Origin of the sequence: Pseudomonas sp. KNUC1026, assembly GCF_021650705.1 — a bacterium.
GTDB lineage: Bacteria > Pseudomonadota > Gammaproteobacteria > Pseudomonadales > Pseudomonadaceae > Aquipseudomonas.
Genome location: NZ_CP087138.1, coordinates 4,589,724 through 4,608,440, shown reverse-complemented (window position 1 = coordinate 4,608,440; position 18,717 = coordinate 4,589,724). Strand labels below are relative to the sequence as shown.

Genomic DNA, 18,717 nt, shown 5'->3' with positions numbered 1-18,717 from the left:
TCAATCGCGCCTGAGCAAAGCGGGTAATACCGCTAGCAACTTCTGGCTGTCGAATGGCGCACGGATGAACCCACGCAAACGGCCATCGGGCCCAACCAGCGCCAGATTCCCACTGTGCTGTACGGTGTAATTGGGCTTGCTCGTATCGGCTGGCACGTACGGGATGCTGACAGCATCCGAGAATCTGCCCAACGTTTCAGGCGGCCCGCTCAGCCCCTTGAAGCTCTTGTCGAAATACCCCAGGTACTCCTTCAACCGCGCAGGCGTGTCCCGGGCTGGGTCAACACTCACCAGATACACCTGTAGCCGCTGTGCCGAGGCAGTGGGCAGCTTGCCGCGAATGTTGCGTAGCTGGGCCAGTGTGGTGGGGCAGATGTCAGGGCAGAAGGTGTAACCGAAGAACAGCAAGCTCCATTGCCCTTTTAGGGAGTCAAGCTGCACAGGCTGTTCGTTCTGGTCGAGCATTTGCAGCTGAGGCATGTCGCGGCCCTGCTGCAACAGGATAATGCCTGCACCCAGCAACTCTGGGTCGTCTGCCAATTGGCGCTGCTCAAGCAGGCGCGGCAAAAACGCGGCGGCCGCAATTGCGATAATGGCAAAGGCACCAAACAGCATTTTCTGGGTTCTGGACATGGCCAATGCGAGCAGTGAGGTTGGGCCGACACCTTACCGCATCCACGGATCAGGTGCAGGCGAGGTGGCTGATATAACCGGATTGACCTCTATGCCATTCAAATATGACAAATACGTCTTACAAGCGGCCAGTTGCCAGCTATCGTATCGACCCTCACGTTGGTAACAGAACATTTCGTGGAGAGTTCATGAAAACCGCCGCATTGCGCGAGCAGATCGAGCGCGCCCACGCTCATGAAGAGGCCACTGGCCAGTTACGTCAGCAGCTGGAAAAACAGCTGCCCGCCTTGCACCCGTCTATCAGTTTCGAAAACAGTGACCCGAAGCAGGCGCTGGCGCGCTTTGTCGGCGCCTACATCGAACAGGTGCCAGACCTGATCGATGCGGCTGCCTCGGTAGCCCGAGAGGCGGGTATCGAGTCGCAGATCAAGCCGGTGCTGAAGATCGCCGAAGACTACTTCTTCAAGCCGCCGCACATCACGCAGGATCACGAAGGCCTGGCTTGCCTGCTGGACGAGGCTTACCTGGCGCACCGGCTGGTGGAGGAAGTCAACGACCTGTACATCCGCCACTTCAGCCAGCCGCTGATCCCGTTGGACACTACAGTGGCCAATGTCATCGCGCATCGGTTGATTGGCGAAAACTTCGCCAATCAACTCGATGAGGTGGTGCATCATTCGGTCGACCACCTGCTGGACGAAGAGAGCTTCGAGCTGGAGGCGGTGCAGGCCTACAAGAGCACCCTTACCAGCCCCGAGACAGGCGCAGCCTGGAAACGCTGGCCTTGCCTGTCGCGCCAGCTGGGTATTGGCCTGGGCGTCGCTTGAGTCAACCCATACCGGCATGGGTTCGCAACTGCCCCTCGATCCTGCGTTTCAAGCCACGGCTCTCGATGATCATTCGTGAGCCGCTGGCCTGATTGGCACGGCCCCAGTCTTCAAGTAGCTCCAGGCACGAGTGGTCGATATAGCTGAGGTTACCCAAGGGCACGTACACCCGGGTGCCAGGCTTGATGCTGTCCAACGCCTTGGTCAGCGCAGGCACCTTGAGGAAGGTGGCCGCCCCTGCCATGCGCAATTCCACTTCGCCTTCGCCGGTGGGCACAACCTGGATCTTCAGGCGCGCCGCCTTGAAAGCGAGGCGTACCAATGTGAGCGCGAAACCCAGCAACACACCGGTCAGCAGGTCAGTGAACACAATCGCCAACGCAGTGGCCGCGTAGGTGAACATCGGCATGCGGCCGTAGCGGCCGAGGCCTCGCAGGGCTTTGAAATCCACCAGCTTGATGCCTGTGAAGACCAGCACGCCCGCCAGGCTCGCAATCGGGATGCTTTGCAGCAGGCTCGACAACAGCACCACGAAACCGAGCAGCCATACGCCGTGCATGACCGCCGAGTAGCGCGTCTGCGCCCCGGCCTGGACGTTGGCCGAACTGCGCACGATCACGCCGGTCATCGGCAGCGCGCCCAGGATGCCGCACAGCATGTTGCCCACGCCTTGCGCTGAGAGCTCTCGATCAAAGTCAGACCTCACGCCGCTGTGCATGCGGTCCACCGCAGCTGCCGACAACAATGTCTCGGCACTGGCGATGAAGGCTACAGCGACAGCTGCGATCAGAAGGGTGGGGTCTGCAAGGTTCATAAGCCCGGCCGGAGTGATCCAGTCGATGGCTTGGGCGAGATTGTCAGGTACTTCTACGCGGCGGACGGGAAGGGTGAAGGCCAGGCTTGCCAGCGTCGCTGCAGTCACACCCAGTAATGCACCGGGTACGAACCGAAGCCGTGCGGGCTTGAGCTTCTCCCAGGCATACATGATCGCAATGGTGAGAAGGCCGAGCAGCCCGGCCTGCCAGCCAGCACCGCCGCCCAGGGTAGGCAGGGATTCGGCGACTGCGCCTGGGAATTCCAAAAGGTTCTGCAGGCCCGAAGGTTGTGGCGCCTGATCGAGCATCACATGTATCTGCGATAAGACAATCAGAACGCCGATACCCGCCAGCATCCCGTACACCACCGCCGGCGCCGTGACACGGAACCAGCAGCCCAGGCGCAAGCGGCCGGCCAGCAGTTGCAGAAAGCCTGCCAGTAGCAGGATAGGCCCCAACATCGGCAGGCCATGTTGGCGCACCAGTTCGAATACCAGCACGGCCAGGCCGGCGGCCGGGCCACTGACCTGCAAAGGCGAGCCGGCCATCATGCCCACGACAATGCCGCCGATGATGCCGGTAATCAGCCCTTTGGCGGGAGGGACGCCCGACGCAATGGCGATGCCCATGCACAGCGGTAGCGCCACCAGGAACACGACCACTGAGGCCATCAATTCCCGTGGCATCGATGCCTTGGTTTGAGAAACGTTCATGTTCACTCTCCTGAATGAGCATTCAGGCCCGGCACCGCCGCGTCCCTGGCAGGCACGCGCGCACCATCTCCCGAGAACGATGCAGCAGCAGGCTGCCCCGTACTCGGAAAGGGTGCGCAATACCGTTGTTGTTGTTATTGGGAAACGGCGGTGGCCGTGGCTGCACGCAAGGAGTGAGCAGCCGTCGCTGGCCTGTGGATCGGATCGGCTAGGCGATCAAAAGCGGCCTTTGGGGCTCGCGCTGGGGATGTTCGTGGCTTGGCTCAGCGACAGGAAACGATCCTCGACTGCATCGTAGGCTTTGATTTCGCTGGTTTCGATGTTGTACACCCAACCATGGATGAACAGCTGCCCGCTGGCCAGGCGTGAGGCTACCGAGGGGTGAGTACGCAAGTGTTGCAGTTGCGCGATAACATTCTCCTCGGTAAGCACGCCCATGCTTTCGGCCTCGGTTGCGCAGTTACAGTTGTCATGCACCACTGTTTTAGCGACCTCAGCGTGGCGCAGCCAGGCTTTTACAGTGGGCATCTTTTCGAGGCTGTCAGGGTTGAGCACTGCGCGCATGGCGCCGCAGTCGGAGTGGCCGCATACGATGATGTGCTGCACGCCCAACGCCATGACTGCGTACTCGATCGCCGTCGAAACGCCGCCGTTCATCTGCCCATAAGGCGGCACGACGTTGCCGACGTTGCGGGTGACGAACAGTGTGCCTGGCGAGCTGTTGGTGATCAGCTCCGGAACGATGCGTGAATCCGCGCACGTGATGAACATCGCCCGTGGCGCTTGCGCGGTTGCAAGCTTCTTGAACAGCTCTTGCTGCTGCGGGAACACTTCTTGGTGGAAATGCCGGAAGCCGTCGACGATATGCTTGAGGGCCTCTTCCGCACTATTAACCGGGGTCTGGTCCTGGGATGTCATGCTCTATCCTCTTTAACGGGTCAAGTTTCCCACACAGATGGGTAATAGATCCTACACCGCTATTGAACGATGTCGAATTTTACAAATGTGACTGAATGAGACAATTCTTAAATTAAAGGATCAAGCTTAAAAGAAGCTTAAGGCGCAGCGCTCAACGCCGCGCTACGCAGGCGATTCATAGTGGATAGCGCAATGTCATACTAGTGGCAGCGCGACAAATTTTTCACAAGTTTGCCATCAATTGAATATCAACTTTTGGATCAACTATTTGACTGTTCACAAGAGTGTCATCTGCCGTCCCGGAGGACAGAACTGTGAAGTATCCAGTGATAAGGCATCACGTTTTTGCAAACCGCTGCGCTTGAGCGCCTGTGCAAAACGTTGCGCCAGCAAGTCCGCGAATACCCCTTCGCCGCGCATTCGAGCGCCGAAGCGCGAGTCGTACAACTTCACCTCCACGGCTTTGCCGTACCAGGCTCAGCACGTGGCTCATCCGTTGCGGGTAGTGGTCTTGCAGCCATTGCTCGAACAGCGGTGCGACCTCGAGCGGCAAGCGCAGGAGCATGTAGTTGCCACTAAGCGCGCCTGCATCGGCCGCAGCCCGTACCAGTGCCTCAAGTTCATGGTCGTTGACCATGGGAATCATCGGCGAACGCAGCACCCCCACCGGCACGCCCGCCTCGGCCAGCCGGCTGATTACCCGCAGCCGCGCACTCGGCGCAGCAGCCCTGGGCTCCATTACGCGCTTGAGGTCATCATCGAGGGTGGTGAGGCTTACCATCACCCGTACCAGCCCCCTGGATGCCAGTTCACCGAGCAGGTCGAGGTCGCGCAGGATCAGCGCCCCCTTGGTCACGATAGTGACCGGGTGACGATAACGGAGCAGCACCTCGAGCACCTGACGGGTGAGCCGATACTCCCGCTCGATGGGCTGGTAAGGGTCGGTGTTGGCGCCCAGATTGATCGGCGCACATTGGTAGCCCCTGGCGCCGAGTGCCTCTTCCAGGCGGGAGGCCGCGTTGGTCTTGGCGATCAGCCGGGTTTCGAAGTCGATGCCAGGCGACAGGTCCCAGTAGGCATGGCTGGGCCGGGCGTAACGATAGATGCAGCCGTGCTCGCAGCCTCGGTAAGTGTTGATCGAGCGATCAAACGGCAAATCCGGTGATGTATTGCGGCTGATGATGCTTTTGGCAATCTCGATGCGCACCTCCGTACTCGCGGTAGCGGGCACCTCCTGTTCCCAGCCGTCGCTTTCGAGGGTGCTTTGGCGAGGGGCAAAGCGGTTGTGCGGGTTGCTGGCGGTTCCCCGGCCTCGAACGGGAGCACTGGGCATGGCATACACCTCTATACTGTATGCAAATACAGTATCAGGGCGCCATGGCTATTTGAAGTACCGCTCAACCTGCGGTTAAAGATCTTCAGGCGGCTGGTAGTGCCGCAGGATTTCAACGAGCCTTTGCGCCGCCGGTGACAAGTAGGCGCCGCTGCGCCAGGCGACACCCACCTGGCGTGTGAATCGGGTTTCGTCGAGGGGCACCACTCGCAGCGGGGCCACAAAGCGCGCGTTTTCAAGCGACTGGCGAGTCATGAAACTCAACAGGCCGGTGCTGGCAACCATGCGCGGTGAAAGCGTGATCAGGTTGGTTTCTATCTGCACGAAAGGCGGCGGCAGCTGGTTCTGATGGAAAAGGTGGTCGATCCAGCGGCGCCCCAGCGTGCTGCTGGGCGGCAGGATCCAACGATACTTGCACAGCTCGGCCAGGCTGATCGGCCCTGAGAAAAGCGGATGGTCGGCACCGGCTACGACCATCGCGTGGTCTTCCAGCAGCACATGGGCCGTCAGCCCAGGGTCGGTGTGGTTCATCGGCCCGATGACGATATCCAGTTCACCCCGGCGCAGACCATCCTTGAGCACGTCATCCTGCCCGACCACCACTGACAGGGTGACTTCCGGCGCTTGCGCGATCAGCTCTGCGACCAGGTCGGGCAGCAGGTATTCGGTCATGGTGGCTGCACAGCCAAGGCGGATGTTGCCCAGTGCGCCGCTGGCGAAGTCACGAATCTCCCGGCGGGTCTCGTCTGCGCCTTGCAGCAGCGCCTTGCCCCTGGCCAGAAGCAATTGGCCCACAGGGGTGAGGCGGATACGCCGGCCTTCTCGCCTGAACAACTGCGCCCCAAGCGACTCCTCGAGCCGCTGGATGCTTTTGCTCAAGGCCGGCTGGCTTCGATTCAGGCGCTCGGCCGCCTGGCCCAGATGGCCAAGCTCGGCAATCGTCTCGAAGTACGCAAGGTCGCGAAGGTCCATGAACGTCTGCTGAAAAGGGTTGTGACAGCATCCTACCGCAACGCAGAGAGAAGGCTGTGCTCCAGCTGCGCTTACGTGCGTTACAATGTTGCGTTTCCTGCCAGCGTTGACGCCCTACCTTATGAAGCCATATCTCGCCTTGCTCTTCTTTGCCCTGCTCGCCGGGTGCGCCACAGGGCCACGCATCGACACCAGCCATCCTTCGGTGAATTACGACAGCCGTGTGCAGTTCGTGGTGATGCATTACACCTCTGCCTCCCAGGAGCGCTCCCTGCAGTTGCTCACCCACGGCCAGGTGAGTGCCCACTACCTGATCGGCGACGACACTCAGGCAACTATCTTCAAGCTGGTAGACGAGCAATACCGCGCCTGGCACGCCGGCGAAAGCGAATGGGACGGCCGCACCTGGCTCAATTCCAGCTCCCTCGGTATCGAAATCGTCAACCCCGGCTACCAGGACACCGCCAGTGGTCGTGTCTGGTACCCCTACACCGAGGCGCAGGTGCAGTCGCTGCTCTACCTGCTGCGTGATATCGCCAGCCGTTATCGCATCGACAAGCGCAACTTCATCGGCCATAGCGATATCGCCCCGCTGCGCAAGCAAGACCCCGGCCCGCTGTTCCCATGGAAGCGGCTGGCCGCCGAGGGCTTTGGGGTATGGCCTGCCGAACCCGCAGTGGCCCAGCAGAAAGCCCGTTTCGACATCAGTCCGCCAAGCATCACCTGGTATCAGGAACAACTGTCGCGCCTGGGCTATTCGATTCCACAGAGCGGCACTCTCGACACCGCGACCCAGCGCGTCATCGGTGCCTTTCAGATGCATTACCGCCCACAGCGCTACGACGGCGTGCCTGACGCGCAAACCGCCGCGCTCATTCAGGTACTGCTGAACATGCGTTGAGCTTGCGCCGCGAGGCGCTTTGGCTTAAATCGGAGGGCCGATTGGGCGTGAGGGCCCAATGTTTTCGGAATATTTGGCCCTCTGGTCATCGGGACAGCTTCATCATGCTGCTTTATCTCCTATTGCTGCGCCAGCGCATCAGCCGCCCTGGCGCCTGCGCACTGCTGATCGGCGGGCTTTCACTGGCCGTGCTGTGCACCTTCAGCCACTGGTTGATCCGCCATCAACAGCTCGAAAACGAGCGTGAGTTGATGAACGCCCGTGGCGAGCGTTTCGTTGGCCGCCTCGAGCAGATCTTCACGCAACTGCGCAGCGCCGTGGACGACCTGGACGCCCAGCCCATCCGTGGTTGCAGTGAGCCCATGCTGCAGTTGCTGCGCCAGGTCGGCATCGATTACCGGTTCGTGTTCGAAGCCGCTTACCTCCAGGGCGGCAAGGCCTGCTCCAACCGTGTCTCCATGCCTGTCGCCAGTACCGCCCACCAGCCTGATCTGCAAGGTGAAACCTACAGTTACTGGCTCAACTCCACCGAGGAGCCCGACGAAAACCGCGCAGCCCTGATGATGGGCAGAGGCGAGTTTCGCGTATCCACCTCGCGAGGGCACCTGAGCGATGTGGTCGAACTGCCGGCTCATGGCAGCTTGCTGATGGTGGTCGACCAGGGCCGCCAGGCGATTCCAGTGCTCGGCCCTGCCCAGGCCTGGCCGCCGCCCGGCATGCCGCCAACGCCAGCCAACGCCTTGTCGGTCACCGATGATCACCTGATCTACCGCATGGCTACCCGCTTTCCTGACTATCAGCTAGTGCTTATCACCCCCGTGCCGAGCTGCCGTCATTGATGGCCACACCTTTGTGGCTGTTCTACCCGACCAGCCTGCTACTGGCATTGCTGACAGGTTGGACGGTGTTCCAGTCACTGATCCAGCGCCAGTCGCTGGAGTCGGCGCTGCAAGGGGCGTTGCGCCGGCGCGAGATCCGGGTGATGTACCAGCCGATCTTCGACCTGCACAACCGCCGCTGCGTGGGCGCTGAAGCCCTGGTGCGCTGGCGCCGTCCCGACGGGAGCCTGACGAGCCCGGAGCTGTTCATTCCACTGGCCGAAAACAGCGGCCTGATCCGCCATATCACCGACTTTGTGCTGCAGAGCATTCTCGAACAGCTAGGCACAGTGCTGCGTGCCAACAAGGAGCTTTACGTCTCGGTGAACCTGGCAGCCTGCGATGTCACCGAGCCAAGGATCGCGGCAGTGGCCGCGCGCCTGCTCAAGCATCACCGAGTATTACCCGCGCAGATCGCGTTCGAGGTGACCGAGCGTGGCCTGGTGGACGTGACCCTGGCCCAGAAAACCCTCAAAGCCTTTCGCGAGCGAGGCCACCGGGTACTGATCGACGATTTCGGAACGGGCTACAGCAGCCTGGCCTACCTGCAGAACCTGCCGGTGGATTGCCTGAAAATCGACAAGGCGTTCGTGGATGCGTTGGGGAAGATGCCGCCAGCAGTGGAGTAGCGCCGCATATCATTCGCATGGCGCACGCGTTGGGCATGAAGGTGATTGCCGAAGGGATCGAGTCCGAGGCCCAGGCCGAGCTGTTGCACGGCGAGGGCGTGGACTACGGCCAGGGCTGGCTGTTCGCCGAAGCCCTGGATGCCAGGCAGTTTCGCGAGCTGGTGGCGGCGCCACCCGAGCCCCTGCCTAGCCTGGCTTAGAACGCAGGCACTACGGCGCCTTGGTATGTTCTCCTGAATGAACTGCTTGAGCTCCGGGCTGTGCAGCGCGGCGGCAAGCTTCTGCATGGCCGGTGAATCCTTGTTGTCCGGGCGGGCAACCAGGATGTTCACGTAGGGCGAATCCTTGCCTTCGATCACCAGCGCATCCTTGGAAGGATCGAGCTTGGCCTGCAGGGCATAGTTGGTGTTGATCAATGCCAGGTCGACGGTGGTGTAAACGCGGGGCAGGGTAGCTGCCTCTAGCTCACGGATTTTCAGGTCCTTGCTGTTCTCCACGATGTCCTTGGGCGTGGACAGGATATCGGTCGGGTTCTTCAGCTTGATCAGCCCGGCGTTTTGCAGCAGCAGCAGGGCACGGCCGCCATTGGTGGCGTCGTTGGGGATCACCACGGTAGCCCCGCCGGGCAGCTCGTCAAGCTTCTTGTATTTGCTGGAATAGGCGCCCAGCGGCTCCAGATGTACGCCTGTGACCGCGACCAGGTCAGTGCCCTTACCGGCATTGAACTCGTTCAGGTCAGGGCTGGTGCTGGAAGAAGTTGGCGTCCAGGCGCTTTTCGGCTACCTGAACGTTGGGCTGAACGTAGTCGGTGAACACTCGCACGTTGAGCACCACGCCTTCCTGGGCCAGCTGGGGTTTGACGAACTCGAGAATCTCGGCGTGCGGCACAGCGGTGGCAGCCACGTTGAGGGTTTCGTCGGCGTGTGCTTGCAGTGCGAACAGCGCGGCGCAGGCGACCAGCAGTTTTTTCATGAATCGACTCCTTGTGAAGGCCGCCGGCAAGGCGGCCAGGCAATCATTTACTTGCGAGAAAATGCGCTACCAGGCGATCACCCACCGATTGCACCACTTGCACCAGTACCACCAGAACTACCACCGTAACGACCATCACATCGGTCTGGAACCGTTGGTAACCATTGCGAATGGCCAGGTCCCCGAGCCCGCCGGCACCCACGGCACCCGCCATGGCGGTGTAACCCACCAACGCGATCGTGGTGACGGTGACCGCCGCGATAATGCCCGGCAGGGCCTCTGGCAGCAGCGCGCGGAACACGATCTGGCGAATGGTTGCGCCCATCGACTGCGTGGCTTCGATGATGCCCCGGTCCACTTCACGCAAGGCGGTTTCAACCAGCCGCGCGAAGAAGGGTGCCGTACCCACCACCAAGGGCGGAATGGCACCCGGCACACCCAGCGAAGTACCCGCGATCAATGGCGTGATCGGCATCATCAGTACCAGCAGGATAATGAACGGCAAGGACCTCAAAAGGTTCACCACCACCGAAAGGCACTGGTAAATACGGCGGCTTTCGAGCAGCTGCCGTGGGCTGGCCAGGAACAGCACCACGCCCAGCGGCAGGCCCAGCACCACAGTGAACAGCAGTGACCAGCCCAGCATCAGGAGTGTATCGCGGGAGGCCTCCCAGATCTCGAACACGTCGACATTAGGGAAAAGGCTCGAGAATGTCCATCAGCGCAGGACCTCCATATGCACATCGGCTGCCGCGAAGCGGGCGAAAGCGGCGTCCATGTCACCGCCGGTGATGGCCAGCGTGAGCTGGCCGTAGGGGCTGTCCTTGATACGGTCTATACGCCCCGCCAGGATGCTGTAGTCGACCCCGGTTTCACGTGCCACGGTACCCAGCAACGGTGCGTAGGTCGCCTCACCCTGGAAGGTCAGTCGCACGATGCGGCCCTGAACGTGGCGGAAGTCGTCGTGCTGCGCGTTTTCATCCACTTGCTCGTCTTCCTGAACGAAGCGTCGCGTAGTCGGATGTTGCGGATGCAGGAACACCTCGGCCACTGGGCCTTGTTCGACGATACGGCCGGCGTCCATCACCGCCACTTGGTCGCACACCCGGCGGATCACGTCCATTTCGTGGGTGATCAATACGATGGTGAGCTTCAGCTCCCGGTTGATCTGGGCCAGCAGTTGCAGCACCGACGCGGTGGTCTGAGGGTCCAGCGCACTGGTGGCCTCGTCGCACAGCAGGATCTTGGGCTCAGTGGCCAGCGCACGGGCGATACCTACCCGTTGCTTCTGGCCGCCGGAAAGTTGCGCGGGATACTTGCTCGCATGGTCGGCCAGGCCTACGCGGGCGAGCAGGCTGGCCACGCGCTCATCGATTTCCCGCTGGCTCAGGCCACCGGCGAGGCGCAGTGGCAAGGCGACGTTGTCTGCCACGGTTTTGGAGGCCAGCAGGTTGAAGTGCTGGAAGATCATCCCGACCTGCTGGCGGAAGCCGCGCAGTTGGCGGGCGTTCATGGCCGTTACATCCTCGCCGTCGACCATCACTCGGCCGCCGCTGGGCGCTTCCAGGCGGTTGATCAGGCGCAGCAGAGTACTCTTGCCGGCCCCCGAATGGCCGATGAGGCCGAACACCTGCCCTCGGGGCACCGTCAGCTGCGTGGGATGCAGGGCGGGGATGTCTTTCCCGGCCACGCGGTAAGTCTTGTGGACGTCGTGAAATTCGATCAAGGAGCGGACCTTTTGGGCACGAAATAGGGGCTGATAGCCAAAAAAGCCGGCCATTTTACCTGACGTCGCCGCAGCGCCTTAGCACTAATTTCATCCTGTGCCTTGATTTTGGCCATATGCCCGACCGGCTGCCTGAAAAAGGAACGAGCGCACAAGCACTTCAGTCACTACCCAGACACCGTCGATTGCATCCATGCGTTACGAGCCCTGCCAAGGGGCCTACGCAACTGAGGAGAGGGCAGAATGAAAGCAGGCAAAAGTGAGCTGGCCGGCACCGATACCCCGGACCGCGCCAACGACAACGCCAAGACCGACGCACTCGAGAGCTATCGCTCCGATGCGACCGGCCAGGCGCTGCGCACCAATCAGGGCGTCAAGGTCAGTGATAACCAGAACACCCTCAAGGTGGGTTCGCGCGGCCCGTCGTTGCTCGAAGACTTCATCATGCGCGAGAAGATCACGCACTTTGACCACGAGCGTATTCCGGAGCGAATCGTGCACGCTCGCGGTTGCGCGGCGCATGGCTACTTCGAGTCTTATGCCGATCACAGCGAGCTGAGCAAGGCAGGCTTCCTGCGTGGCAAGGGCAAGCAAACGCCAGTATTCGTACGCTTCTCTACCGTGCAGGGCCCGCGCGGCTCCGGCGACACCGTTCGTGATGTGCGAGGTTTCGCAGTCAAGTTCTACACCGATGAAGGCAACTTCGATCTGGTCGGCAATAACATGCCAGTGTTCTTCATTCAGGATGCGATCAAGTTCCCTGACTTCGTCCACGCAGTGAAACCTGAACCTCAGAACGAGATTCCTACCGGCGGCTCTGCACACGACACCTTCTGGGACTTCGTCTCTCTGGTGCCGGAATCCGCGCACATGGTCATCTGGGCAATGTCGGACCGTGCGATCCCCAAAAGCCTGCGCAGCATGCAGGGCTTCGGAATCCACACCTTCCGCCTGATCAACACCGATGGCAAAGCCGTGTTCGTCAAATTCCACTGGAAACCAGCGCAGGGCGTTTGCTCGCTGGTATGGGATGAGGCGCAGAAGCTCGCCGGCAAAGACACCGACTACCACCGCCGTGACCTCTGGGAAGCCATTGAAACCGGCGATTACCCGGAATGGGAACTGGGTGTGCAGATCGTGCCGGAAGAAGACGAACACAAGTTCGAATTCGACCTGCTCGACCCGACCAAGATCATTCCCGAAGAGCTAGTACCGGTTACCCCGCTGGGCAAGATGGTGCTCAACCGGAACCCGGATAACTACTTCGCCGAAACCGAGCAGGTCGCGTTCTGCCCAGGCCATATCGTGCCAGGTATCGACTTCACCAACGACCCGCTCCTGCAGGGCCGCCTGTTCTCCTATACCGACACTCAGATCAGCCGCCTCGGTGGGCCGAACTTCCACGAGATCCCCATCAATCGCCCGCTGGCACCCAACCACAATGGCCAACGTGACGCGATGCACCGCATGACCATCGACAAGGGTCGCGCGTCTTACGAACCCAACTCGATCGATGGTGGCTGGCCGAAAGAAACGCCGTCCGCCCCCCAGAACGGGGGCTTCGAGAGCTACCAGGAACGTGTGGAAGCGCACAAGGTTCGGGAGCGCAGCGAGTCGTTCGGCGATCACTTTTCCCAGGCAAGCCTGTTCTTCAACAGCATGAGTACGCCGGAAAAAGAACACATCATCGCTGCCTACAGCTTCGAGCTGGGCAAGGTCGAGCGTGTGCACATTCGCGAGCGCCAGGTGAACGAGATTCTGGCCAATATCGACGCAGAGCTGGCTGCACGCGTGGCCAAGAATCTGGGCCTGCCTGCGCCGGCTGCCGGCACCAAGGGCAAGCAGTCTTCGTTGAAAGAGTCGCCCGCTCTCAGCCAGCAAAACTTGCTGCCTGGCAACATCAAGGGCCGCAAGGTGGCACTGCTGGTGGCTGATGGCAGTGAAGCCAAGGCTGTGGATACGGTGCGCAAGGCGCTGGCTGACGAAGGCGCTCACGCCAAGTTGCTGGGCCCAACGTCAGCGCCTGTCAAAACCGCGGAGGGCAAGACACTTGAAGTGGATGCTTCCATGGAAGGCATGCCGTCGGTGGCGTTCGACGCCATCTGGGTAATCGGCGGCGATGAGGCGGTCAAGGCGCTGTCGCAGGACGGCGTGGCCAAGCATTTTGTGCTCGAAGCCTACAAGCACCTCAAAGCCATCGGCGCCTGCCCCGGCGCCAAGACCCTGATCGACAGCCTGCAACTGGACGAAGATGAGGGCCTGGTAATCGGTGACCCGGCCAAGTTCATCAAGGCTATCGGCCAGCACCGCGTGTGGGCTCGTGAGCCGAAAGCCAAGGCAGTACCGGCCTGAGGAACAGGATCAGGGCTTGGCCGGGCTAAGAATGATGATTGCCGGTTGAGCCCGATCTACCCTGTGCGAGAGTTTCCACTCAAGTGCAGGGTTCAACTTGTCGACTCGCTTGCGCAGCAGAGCCTCCAGCCAGGGGGCGTCTGCCTTGCGGGGCACCTGGACCACGACATCGCAGTTGTAGTTGACGACATCGGTCGCGATGTCATCGAGCTGTGCCTGCATCTTGCGAATATGGGTGGTATCCAGAGCTACCGGGGTGCTGGTAGCAGCCGGGTCGATGACCTTGGCGGCAGGTTTCGCTTCGGCTGCCTTCAGAGCAGCCTCGGCCTGTTCGAGCTCAGCTTTACGCGCCTGAGTGATGGCACCGTTGACACCCCCCACCAACGCAGGCGCCTTAGGCATAAGGGCGCGGGCGCGAGCCAGAGCAGTGGCCGCTGCGTTCACATCACCTTTTGCAGAGAGACCTGGCTGCGCTGCAGGTAAGCCTCGGCCAACTGCCGTTGCAGGTTGTCCAGCTCTGGATCGGCCGGGCTCTGTGCCTGCAAGGTGCTCAATTGGTCTTCGGCAGTGGCCAGCTCGCCGCTGGCGATGTTCTGCTGCAACACCTGCGCAGCCGACGGCGCGGCAGGGGGTGCCGGCTCGGTTGGCTTGCCCGCACAGGCGGCCAGGCCCAGCGAAACCCACGCGACCAGCAGACAGCGAAGGGCAGGAGATATCATTGCGGGCAATTCTCTAGTTGCGCAAAATCCGCGCAGTTTACACGCTAATCGGCCAGGCGAAAAAGCCCTAGGCACGCCGGGGCAAGGCAAAGCTGAGCAGGAACAGCAGCGCCGCGCTGACCACGATCGACGGGCCGGCCGGGGTGTCCTTGAACCAGGACAGCGACAGCCCTGCGCACACCGCCAGCACCCCAAGCACGCTGGCGCCAAGCGCCATCTGCTCAGGCGAACGTGCATGGCGCTGCGCTGCAGCCGCCGGGATGATCAACAGCGAGGTGATCAGCAACACACCTACGATCTTCATCGCCACTGCAATCACGATGGCGATCAGCAGCATCAACCCCAGGCGCAAGCTCGCCACTGGCAGGCCTTCGACCCTGGCCAGTTCCTCGTGAACCGTAATCGCCAGCAGCGGGCGCCACAGCAGGCCGAGGAGGGCCAGCACCACCAGGCTGCCGCCAACGATCCAGTAAAGGTCGCTGGGGCTGATGGCCAGCAAGTCGCCAAACAGATAGGCCATCAGGTCGATGCGCACATCGCGCATGAAGCTCAGCACAACCAGGCCCAACGAAAGCGTGCTGGGTGCCAGGATGCCCAGAAGGGTGTCAGACGCCAGCGGCTGGCGCCGTTGCAGCGATACCAGTATCACCGCCAGTAACAGGCAACCGGCAGTGACCGCCAGCGCCGGGCTTACATCGAGTGCCAGGCCCAGCGCTACGCCCAGTAATGCAGCGTGGGACAGCGTATCGCCGAAATAGGCCATGCGCCGCCAGACCACGAACGAGCCCAACGGCCCCGCGACCACTGCAAGTGAAAGGCCCGCCAGCAGGGCGTAGAGCAGAAAATCAGCCATGGTTGCAGTGTGTACCGTGCGAATGCGTGTGCCCCGCATCGGCGACCACTTCGCCGTGCAAGGTGTGGGCGTGGTCGTGATGGTGGTGATAGATGGCCAGGCTGCGCGCGGCTTCGCCGAACAGCTCGACGAAAGCGGGGTCGCCACTGACCTGCTCAGGGTGGCCTGAACGGCGAACATGCCGGTTCAGGCACGCGACCTGATCGGTGGTGCTCATCACCACGTGCAGGTCGTGAGACACCATCAGTACACCGCAGCGATGGCGGTCGCGCAGGCGCGTGATCAGGCTGTACAGCTCGGCCTGGCCGGCGACGTCGACCCCCTGAACCGGTTCGTCCAGCACCAGCAGCTCGGGCTCTCGCAGAAGGGCACGGGCGAGCAGCACTCGCTGCGTCTCACCGCCGGAAATCGTCTGGACAGGGCTGTCGATCACCTGCGCCGCGCCTACCTCGTGGAGTGCCGCCAAGGCTTGTTCACGGGTGACGCCAGGCACCAGGCGCAGAAAGCGCAGCACCGAAAGGGGCAGGGTCGCATCCACCTGAAGCTTCTGCGGCATGTAGCCGATACGCAGCCTGGACTTGCGCCACACTTTGCCGCTATCCGGTGTGAGCAGGCCCAGAACAGCGCGTACCAAGGTCGTTTTGCCGGCACCGTTGGGGCCGATCAAGGTGACGATCTCGCCAGGCCGCACGGCCAGGTCGATGCGTTCCAGGGTGTTCTGCCCAGCAAATGAAACCGTGACCTGCTCCAGGCGAATCAGCGCGTCGCTCATCAGGCCGCCTTGCAGTTGGTGCACAGGCCCACGACTTCAACGGTTTGCGACTCCACCGTAAAGCCGATGCCGGCGGCACCCGCCTCGATGGCTTGGGTAATGTTCACTTGCTCGAGCTCCACAGCCACATGGCATTGGCGGCAGATCAGGAACTGGCCCTGATGCGCATGCTCGGGGTGGGCGCAGCCCATGAAGGCATTGAGTGAAGCCAGGCGGTGCACCAGGTTGTTTTCCAGAAGGAAATCCAGGGCCCGGTAGACTGTAGGCGGCGCGGCGCGGCGGCCGTCCTGCTCGCTGAGCACGGCCAGGATGTCATAGGCACCAAGAGGCTTGTGGCTCTGCCAGACCAACTCGAGCACGCGCTTGCGCAGCGCAGTCAGGCGCAGGCCTTTCTGTGCGCAAATGGCATCGGCTTCGGACAGCGCGCTGTGCACGCAGCGAGAGTGATCATGAGGCTGGTTGGCCAAAGGCGTTTTAAGCATGGGCGACGACGACCTGGGCTAGAGACGTTATTATGTTACCCGCTAAACGGGCCTGAAGGGGTGCATTGTGCCGAGTTTTCTCCGTGTTTTCGTGTTTTTCGCGCTGAGTGCGCTGTCGCTGGGGGCCAGTGCCGAGGTCAAGGTACTGACCAGCATCAAGCCGTTGCAATTGATTGCCGCAGCCGTGCAGGAGGGCACTGGAACGCCAGAAGTGCTACTGCCCCCGGGAGCCTCGCCGCACCACTATGCCTTGCGCCCGTCCGACGTCCGCCGCGTGGCCGATGCTGACCTGGTGTACTGGATCGGCCCGGACATGGAAGGCTTTCTGGGCAAGGCTCTGCAAGCGCGCAGCAAACCGACCGTCGTGGTGCAGAACCTGCCGGGGCTGAGCCTGCGCCGCTTTACCGAGAGTGGCGATTCTCATGCCGAGGAGGAGGCCGACGAGCACGATCACGACCATCGCCCTGGCTCAGTGGATGCTCACCTGTGGCTGTCCACAGTCAACGCCCGAGTGATTGCAGCGCGCATGGCTACCGACCTGGCCAAGGCCGACCCCTCCAACGCCAACCGCTACCAGGCCAACGCCACGGCCTTCAGTCAGCGCCTCGATGCCCTCGACGCCCGCATCAAAGCCCGCGTTGCAGGTGTTCAGGGCAAGCCGTATTTCGTGTTCCACGAAGCCTTCGATTATTTCGAGGATGCTTATGGCCTCAAACACGCCGGTGTGTTTGCAGTGGCCTCGGAAGTGCAGCCCGGCGCACGGCACGTGGCTGCAATGCGCGCGCAACTTCAGGACGTGGGCAAGACGTGCGTGTTCAGCGAGCCGCCGCTGCGCCCGAGGCTGGCCGAAACCCTCACTGCCGGCCTGCCGGTGAAATTGGCCGAGCTCGATGCGCTAGGTGGGTTCAGCGATGCCCGCGCAGACGGCTACGAGCACTTGCTCGATACCCTCGCCGATAACCTCGCCGGCTGCCTTGAGAGCCTTTAAGGAGGTGGGAGGCCGGCTTGCCGGGCGACGCTCAGGCCTCAGGCCGATGCAGCCTGTCGCGCGGCTCGCCGCCACGACTTCAGGCCTAAAACGCGAAAGGTAACGCCAGCGACACCTGCTGGCGCTGAGCCAGGCGCTGTTCGAACTCTGCCGGGTCGTGCACCACCACGTCACGGCCGGCGAACGAGGCAGCTGCGATCAGGCGTGACAACCAGAACCGCACACACGCCACCCGCAGCAGCGTCGGCCACAGCTCGGCCTCGGCCGGAGTGAAGTGCCGCAGCGCCGAATAGCCGGCCAGAAATGCCCGCGCCCGAGCGAGGTCGAGGCTGCCGTCGGCATGGGAGCACCAGTCGTTCAGGCTGATCGCCACGTCGTACAGCATCGGCCCCGAGCACGCGTTGTAGAAGTCGATCACGCCGCTGATGTGGTTGCCTTCGACCATGACATTGTCACGGAACAGGTCGGCATGCAGGTTGGCCTGAGGCAGCGCCATGATCGCCTGTTGGTGCTGGCGGATCTCGGCGAGCGCAGCCTGCAGCAGGCTCGCCGCTTCCGGCGCCATGCCCCGGGCCAACTGCTCACCTTCTTCGAGCATCCAGGCCAGGCCACGGTCGGTACGGCGCTCGATCATCCGTTCGCCGCGCGTTGCGAGGTGGATACTGGCAACCAGCCGCCCGGCCTGGTTGCACAGCTCGGCATTGGGTTCATGCGGGTGCTTGCCCGAGAGCCGGGGTTGCAGAAGCGCAGGCTTGCCCTCGAGCTCCCGCAACGCGTCACCGGTGGTGGTGCGGATCGCGAACGGCACCGGCAAGTCGGCCTCATGCAGCACGTCGAGCAGCTCGATGAAGAATGGCATCTCGCTCACCGGCCCCCGCTCGACCAGCGTAAGCACGAACTCACCCGCTCCAGGCTCACGAAGAAGTTGGTGTTTTCACTGCCAGCGGCGATGCCCTGAAAGTCCAGCAGACGGCCCAGGCCATAGGGGCGAGGAAGGTTTCGAGCTGGGGCCGGGTCAGGGGCGTGAAAACGGACATGGGGAAGCGCGCCAGGTTGATTGAAAGGGCCGGCATTCTACCACTGCAACAGCGTCCATTGAGGGATGTGCAGCGTGGGTTTGTCGGCACGGGTCAGATCGTTGTCGCTGCCGTCCGCAGGTGCCAGCATGTAAGGCTTGCCATGCGCGGGAATAACCTTCACCTGATACAGCTCGGCCGCGAATACGGTATTCCTG

Annotated in this window: 14 protein-coding genes and 5 pseudogenes; 5 read left to right on the top strand and 14 right to left on the bottom strand. The window is 61.9% G+C overall.

All coding sequences use genetic code 11. The annotated features are described in order from the left end of the window. Nucleotides 1–633 (bottom strand): SCO family protein, encoded by a 633-nt coding sequence (locus LN139_RS21765; protein ID WP_236356904.1) that lies wholly within the window; start codon nucleotides 631–633, stop codon nucleotides 1–3. Between the two features lie 188 nt (nucleotides 634–821). Between LN139_RS21765 and LN139_RS21760 the strand changes: the two genes are divergently transcribed. After that, nucleotides 822–1,460, top strand: a complete 639-nt coding sequence (locus LN139_RS21760; RefSeq protein WP_236356902.1) for a hypothetical protein — start codon at nucleotides 822–824, stop codon at nucleotides 1,458–1,460. A 1-nt stretch (nucleotide 1,461) separates the two neighbouring features. Here the strand turns inward: LN139_RS21760 and LN139_RS21755 are convergent, their stop codons facing one another. The 4 genes and pseudogenes from LN139_RS21755 to LN139_RS21740 all read right to left on the bottom strand — a co-directional run bounded on the left by LN139_RS21755 (nucleotide 1,462) and on the right by LN139_RS21740 (nucleotide 6,211). Then, nucleotides 1,462–2,988: a SulP family inorganic anion transporter gene (locus LN139_RS21755; RefSeq protein WP_236356900.1), complete on the bottom strand. Its 1,527-nt coding sequence runs from the start codon at nucleotides 2,986–2,988 to the stop codon at nucleotides 1,462–1,464. A 216-nt stretch (nucleotides 2,989–3,204) separates the two neighbouring features. Next, nucleotides 3,205–3,906, bottom strand: a complete 702-nt coding sequence (locus tag LN139_RS21750) for a carbonic anhydrase (protein WP_236356897.1) — start codon at nucleotides 3,904–3,906, stop codon at nucleotides 3,205–3,207. A 276-nt stretch (nucleotides 3,907–4,182) separates the two neighbouring features. Further along, nucleotides 4,183–5,239 (bottom strand): annotated as a pseudogene (locus LN139_RS21745) (PA0069 family radical SAM protein). 75 nt (nucleotides 5,240–5,314) lie between these two features. Further along, complete coding sequence (locus LN139_RS21740; RefSeq protein WP_236356895.1) at nucleotides 5,315–6,211, bottom strand: LysR family transcriptional regulator; 897 nt, start codon at nucleotides 6,209–6,211, stop codon at nucleotides 5,315–5,317. Nucleotides 6,212–6,332: 121 nt separating this feature from the next. On the opposite strand from LN139_RS21740, the gene LN139_RS21735 reads away from it, so the two are divergent. Together LN139_RS21735 and LN139_RS21730 are read left to right on the top strand one after the other, a co-directional pair. Then, nucleotides 6,333–7,112: an N-acetylmuramoyl-L-alanine amidase gene (locus LN139_RS21735; protein ID WP_236356893.1), complete on the top strand. Its 780-nt coding sequence runs from the start codon at nucleotides 6,333–6,335 to the stop codon at nucleotides 7,110–7,112. Between the two features lie 104 nt (nucleotides 7,113–7,216). Beyond that, nucleotides 7,217–8,819 (top strand): annotated as a pseudogene (locus tag LN139_RS21730) (EAL domain-containing protein). On the opposite strand, the pseudogene LN139_RS21725 reads toward LN139_RS21730, so the two are convergent. From LN139_RS21725 to LN139_RS21715, 3 genes and pseudogenes are all read right to left on the bottom strand, one after another. Beyond that, nucleotides 8,816–9,591, bottom strand: a pseudogene (locus LN139_RS21725) (MetQ/NlpA family ABC transporter substrate-binding protein). The pseudogenes LN139_RS21730 and LN139_RS21725 overlap by 4 nt on opposite strands. A 43-nt stretch (nucleotides 9,592–9,634) precedes the next feature. Then, the gene (locus tag LN139_RS21720; protein WP_236356891.1) at nucleotides 9,635–10,276 is read right to left on the bottom strand and encodes a methionine ABC transporter permease; all 642 of its coding nucleotides are present in this window, start codon (nucleotides 10,274–10,276) and stop codon (nucleotides 9,635–9,637) included. A gap of 33 nt (nucleotides 10,277–10,309) precedes the next feature. Next, entirely contained in the window at nucleotides 10,310–11,317 is a 1,008-nt protein-coding gene (locus LN139_RS21715; RefSeq protein ID WP_236356889.1) for a methionine ABC transporter ATP-binding protein, read from the bottom strand. A gap of 243 nt (nucleotides 11,318–11,560) precedes the next feature. On the opposite strand from LN139_RS21715, the gene katE reads away from it, so the two are divergent. After that, complete coding sequence (gene katE / locus LN139_RS21710; RefSeq protein ID WP_236356887.1) at nucleotides 11,561–13,669, top strand: catalase HPII; 2,109 nt, start codon at nucleotides 11,561–11,563, stop codon at nucleotides 13,667–13,669. A 9-nt stretch (nucleotides 13,670–13,678) separates the two neighbouring features. On the opposite strand, the pseudogene LN139_RS21705 reads toward katE, so the two are convergent. The 4 genes and pseudogenes from LN139_RS21705 to LN139_RS21690 all read right to left on the bottom strand — a co-directional run bounded on the left by LN139_RS21705 (nucleotide 13,679) and on the right by LN139_RS21690 (nucleotide 16,495). Beyond that, a pseudogene (locus LN139_RS21705) lies at nucleotides 13,679–14,388 on the bottom strand (PA5502 family lipoprotein). 67 nt (nucleotides 14,389–14,455) lie between these two features. Next, nucleotides 14,456–15,241: a zinc ABC transporter permease subunit ZnuB gene (znuB, locus tag LN139_RS21700; protein WP_236356885.1), complete on the bottom strand. Its 786-nt coding sequence runs from the start codon at nucleotides 15,239–15,241 to the stop codon at nucleotides 14,456–14,458. After that, the gene (gene znuC / locus LN139_RS21695) at nucleotides 15,234–16,013 is read right to left on the bottom strand and encodes a zinc ABC transporter ATP-binding protein ZnuC (protein WP_236356883.1); all 780 of its coding nucleotides are present in this window, start codon (nucleotides 16,011–16,013) and stop codon (nucleotides 15,234–15,236) included. Before znuC ends, znuB begins: the two co-directional genes overlap by 8 nt. Next, nucleotides 16,013–16,495 (bottom strand): Fur family transcriptional regulator, encoded by a 483-nt coding sequence (locus tag LN139_RS21690; RefSeq protein WP_236356881.1) that lies wholly within the window; start codon nucleotides 16,493–16,495, stop codon nucleotides 16,013–16,015. Before LN139_RS21690 ends, znuC begins: the two co-directional genes overlap by 1 nt. A 67-nt stretch (nucleotides 16,496–16,562) precedes the next feature. Here LN139_RS21690 and LN139_RS21685 point away from each other — a divergent pair, with 67 nt between their 5' ends. Beyond that, a complete protein-coding gene (locus tag LN139_RS21685) occupies nucleotides 16,563–17,483 on the top strand; it encodes a zinc ABC transporter substrate-binding protein (RefSeq protein ID WP_442964352.1) in 921 nt (306 codons plus the stop codon). A gap of 85 nt (nucleotides 17,484–17,568) precedes the next feature. Here LN139_RS21685 and LN139_RS21680 read toward each other — a convergent pair. Further along, nucleotides 17,569–18,520 (bottom strand): annotated as a pseudogene (locus tag LN139_RS21680) (homoserine kinase). Nucleotides 18,521–18,557: 37 nt separating this feature from the next. Beyond that, nucleotides 18,558–18,683 (bottom strand): DUF2782 domain-containing protein, encoded by a 126-nt coding sequence (locus tag LN139_RS21675; RefSeq protein WP_442964351.1) that lies wholly within the window; start codon nucleotides 18,681–18,683, stop codon nucleotides 18,558–18,560. Nucleotides 18,684–18,717: the final 34 nt, after the last annotated feature.